The sequence below is a fragment of the Streptomyces sp. SID1328 genome (genome assembly GCF_009865595.1).
GTDB classification, from domain to species: domain Bacteria; phylum Actinomycetota; class Actinomycetes; order Streptomycetales; family Streptomycetaceae; genus Streptomyces; species Streptomyces griseoluteus.
This window is the reverse complement of the sequence record NZ_WWKH01000908.1, coordinates 1-3449: the sequence shown is the minus strand read 5'-3', so window position 1 is coordinate 3449 and position 3449 is coordinate 1. Positions and strand designations below refer to the sequence as shown.

Annotated in this window: 4 protein-coding genes and 1 tRNA gene; 4 read left to right on the top strand and 1 reads right to left on the bottom strand. The window is 68.7% G+C overall.

The features are described 5' to 3' along the window. A partial coding sequence (locus tag GT030_RS28930; protein ID WP_161203611.1) for a hypothetical protein occupies nucleotides 1–490 on the top strand: 490 nt, incomplete at its 5' end. 654 nt (nucleotides 491–1144) lie between these two features. Here the strand turns inward: GT030_RS28930 and GT030_RS28925 are convergent. After that, nucleotides 1145–1216: transfer RNA gene (locus GT030_RS28925), tRNA-Cys, on the bottom strand. Nucleotides 1217–1392: 176 nt separating this feature from the next. Between GT030_RS28925 and GT030_RS28920 the strand changes: the two genes are divergently transcribed. The 3 genes from GT030_RS28920 to GT030_RS28910 are packed head-to-tail and all read left to right on the top strand — an operon-like array spanning nucleotide 1393 to nucleotide 3423. After that, the gene (locus tag GT030_RS28920) at nucleotides 1393–2796 is read left to right on the top strand and encodes an MFS transporter (protein ID WP_161203610.1); all 1404 of its coding nucleotides are present in this window, start codon (nucleotides 1393–1395) and stop codon (nucleotides 2794–2796) included. Between the two features lie 40 nt (nucleotides 2797–2836). Continuing rightward, on the top strand, nucleotides 2837–3037 hold the full coding sequence (locus GT030_RS28915; protein ID WP_161203609.1) for a ribbon-helix-helix protein, CopG family: 201 nt from the start codon (nucleotides 2837–2839) through the stop codon (nucleotides 3035–3037). Then, nucleotides 3034–3423 (top strand): type II toxin-antitoxin system death-on-curing family toxin, encoded by a 390-nt coding sequence (locus GT030_RS28910; protein WP_161203608.1) that lies wholly within the window; start codon nucleotides 3034–3036, stop codon nucleotides 3421–3423. The genes GT030_RS28915 and GT030_RS28910 overlap by 4 nt, the downstream gene beginning before the upstream one ends. Nucleotides 3424–3449 lie beyond the last annotated feature (26 nt).

Here is a 3449-nt window from a genome sequence, read left to right as displayed (position 1 = left end):
ATCTAGGCCGCGGGCAGCGAAGGTCGAGCTGTGGATGGACGTCAGCTTCCAGCTTCGCCTGGACGCCGAACGTGAGCACCTGATGGTCCACAAGTCGTTCTTCGGCGTCTTCCCGTCCCAGGATGCCAAGCACGGCCTGTTTCACTACGACTACGAGCGCGACAAGGCAGACGGCTATCCAGACGCCCACCTGCAGGTTGATGCCACGTCAGAGTTGTTCTCGACGCTGAACGATCCTCGCTGCGATACGGGCCGTTCGCTGGCCCAGCTGCACTTCCCAGTAGGCGGGAAGCGCTTCCGCCCATGCCTGGAAGACATCATCGAGTTCCTGGTCGTAGAACGGCTGGTGCTGGCCCGCGACGGCTACGAGAAGGTCATCGAGGCCGGCCGCGAAGGGTTCCGGAAGAACCAGCTGATGGCCGCGATGCGGCGCGACCGGGCGACAGTTGAGGCGTTCGTAGCCCGCTACGGGATCGGATCGCAAGTGTAGGGCGGACGCGCATGCCCCCGACTTCGAAGGAGGTCGGGGGCTTCGCGTCGAGCACAGGACCGCACGGGATCTCATCCTGCCAACGGCGCCCGTATGCTCCCAGCCCTGCCCCTGACGCGAACACTCCGTAAGGCGCCGGGCCCGTAGTGACGGAGCTGTCTGCACGCGCCTCGGTCAGGAGGGCCCCAACTCAGTGAGCGAACTGATACCGGCGCTCCTGCCACCACGACAGCAAGGAGGCACCCCCAGCAAAGTCGTCAGCGAGGAACGCCAGGCACGGTAGGCGTCCTCATGCACCTGATCACTCATGGGGACTTGCCTCAACAGATCATCCACGCGCCGCAGCGTAGACCTTGCGCCAACAGCGCGGAACAGCTTTCAAGAGCGTCATGATTCGCGGGATGCCCCTGGTCTGACCTCCGAGGAGGCCCTGAAGGGGGCCGCTCGTCAAGTGGGCTCAGTCTGTGTAGCCGTCGTTTGGTGGTGGTGGACTCACAAGTGAGGACGCTTTGAACAACCTGCCCGACTGAGACTGTCAGCCCGGTCATCACTGACGGCGTGTGGCTTCGAACTGAGACGGGAACTGAGACGAGCGGCCAGAAGGGCGGCACCCACCGGGGTGCCGCCCTTCTGTTTTCCCTGGTCACATGCCGGAGGCCGTGGCGGGAATCGAACCCGCGTAACTCGCTTTGCAGGCGAGTCCCTGAGCCACTCGGGCACACGGCCGTGTGCTGTGGAATGAACGTAGGGCGGGGTGAGGGAGGGGGGCAAGGGTGGGCGAGGGGGTGCAATGTGACTGCCATGTGGTGTTCACAGGTGGTGGCGGCCTACGGCGAAGGTCGTAGGGCGGGTGGGGCTTCCGACAGGGGTCAATCGGGGATACGAGCCTTACGCTGGCCCCTATGGCCGCCCTTGATTCTTCCGACAGTGTTGTCGCCGCTATAGGTCGTCACGAGGACGAGGGCGGGGTGTTGGGGCGGGCGCATCGGGCGCTCAGTGTGGGGATCGTGTCCGTTGTGCTGCTGATCGCCTTCGAGGCGACTGCCATCGGGACCGTGATGCCGGTCGCGGCGCGGGAGCTGGACGGGGTTTCGCTGTACGCGTTCGCGTTCTCCGGGTACTTCACCACCAGCCTCACCGGGATGGTGCTCGCGGGGCAGTGGGCGGACCGGCGGGGGCCGCTCGCGGCGCTGGCCACCGGGATCGGGGCGTTCGCGGGCGGGCTCGTGGTGTCCGGGACCGCGCAGGTGATGTGGGTGTTCATCCTGGGGCGGGCGGTGCAGGGATTCGGCGGCGGGCTGGTGATCGTCGCCGTGTACGTGGTCGTCGGCCGGGCCTACCCCGAGCGGCTGCGGCCCGCGATCATGGCGGGCTTCGCCGCCGCGTGGGTCGTGCCGTCCATTGTCGGACCGCTCGCCTCCGGTGCCGTCGCGGAACACCTCGGCTGGCGGTGGGTGTTCCTCGGCATCCCGCTGCTCGTACTGCTTCCGCTGGGCCTGGCCCTTCCCCAGATCCGGCGCCGGGCGGGCGGGCCCGTGGACCGCGACGCCGGTACCCCCGCCTTCGACCGGCGCCGCATCCGGCTGGCGCTCGCCGTCTCGCTGGGCGCCGGGCTCGTGCAGTACGCGGCGCAGGATCTACGGCCGCTCTCCCTGGTGCCCGGCATCCTCGGCGCCGCCCTGCTGGTGCCGGCCGTGCTGCGGCTGCTGCCGAGAGGTACGTACCGGGCGGCGCGCGGGCTGCCCTCCGTCGTGCTGCTGCGCGGACTGTCGGCGGGGTCGTTCATCGCGGCGGAGTCCTTCGTACCGCTGATGCTCGTCACCCAGCGGGGGCTGTCGCCGACGCTCGCCGGGTTCTCGCTGGCCGCGGGCGGGCTGACGTGGGCGGCGGCGTCCTGGGTGCAGTCGCGGGACCGGATGGAGCCGTACCGGGAGCGGCTGATGACCTTCGGGATGGTGCTGGTGGCCGCCGCCATCGCCACCGCACCCGCCGTGCTCGTACCCGCCGTGCCGGTGTGGACCGTCGCGGTCGCGTGGGGGTTCGGCTGCTTCGGGATGGGCCTGGTGATCTCCTCCACCAGCGTTCTCCTGCTCAAGCTCTCCGCCCCCTCCGAGGCTGGCGCCAACTCCGCCGCCCTCCAGATCTCCGACGCCCTCTCCAACGTCGTCCTCCTCGCCGCGGCGGGCGCCGCCTTCGCGGCCTTGGGCTCCACGGGCACCACCGCCTTCGCCGCGGTCTTCCTGCCCATGGCGGCGGTGGCGATGGTGGGGGCGTGGGTGACGACGCGGCTGCGGGCCTCGGTGTAAGTGGTACCACTTCGACCCCACCCGGTCGTACCGTTTTGGTATGGCTATGAACCTGCGTCTCCGTGACGACCAGACGGAAGCCCTGAAGCTGCGCGCGGAAGAGGAGGGGGTCAGCATGCACGCCATACTGCTGCGGGCCGTGGACGACTACCTGGCGCGGACGGCACACGAGGCGCTGGTCCGCAGGGCGGCGAAGGAGCAGACCGCCAAGTGGGCCGAGCTGCTGAAGCGGCTCAAGTGACCTGCGTCTACGTGTCCGCCGAGGACGTCCTGTCCATCGCCGGGCATGCCGTCGACGAACAGGACGTCGTCGTGCGGGACGTGGGGCTGCTGGAGTCCGCCGTGCACCGGCCCTCGGCCTCGATGTTCGGGCAGGAGGCGTACACGGACCTGTTCGACAAGGCGGCGGCGCTCCTCCAGTCCTTGGCGATCAACCGCCCCTTCATTGACGGGAACAAGCGTACGGCTTGGGTGTCCTGCATGATCTTCCTGGCCATGAACGGCCGGCAGTTGCGGGCGGACATCGACGCCGGTGAGCGGCTAGTGATCGCTGTGGCGACCGGGAGCATGGACGAGATCAAGACCATCGCGGAGGCACTGCGCGACTTGGCCGAACCCCCACTGTGACCTCAGTCCCACCCGCCCCGCCCCCC

Excerpts from the sequence above, each read along its gene's own strand:
- GT030_RS28920 (WP_161203610.1), top strand. The coding sequence starts at position 1,393 with ATGGCCGCCCTTGATTCTTCCGACAGTGTTGTCGCCGCTATAGGTCGT.
- GT030_RS28915 (WP_161203609.1), top strand. The coding sequence starts at position 2,837 with ATGGCTATGAACCTGCGTCTCCGTGACGACCAGACGGAAGCCCTGAAG.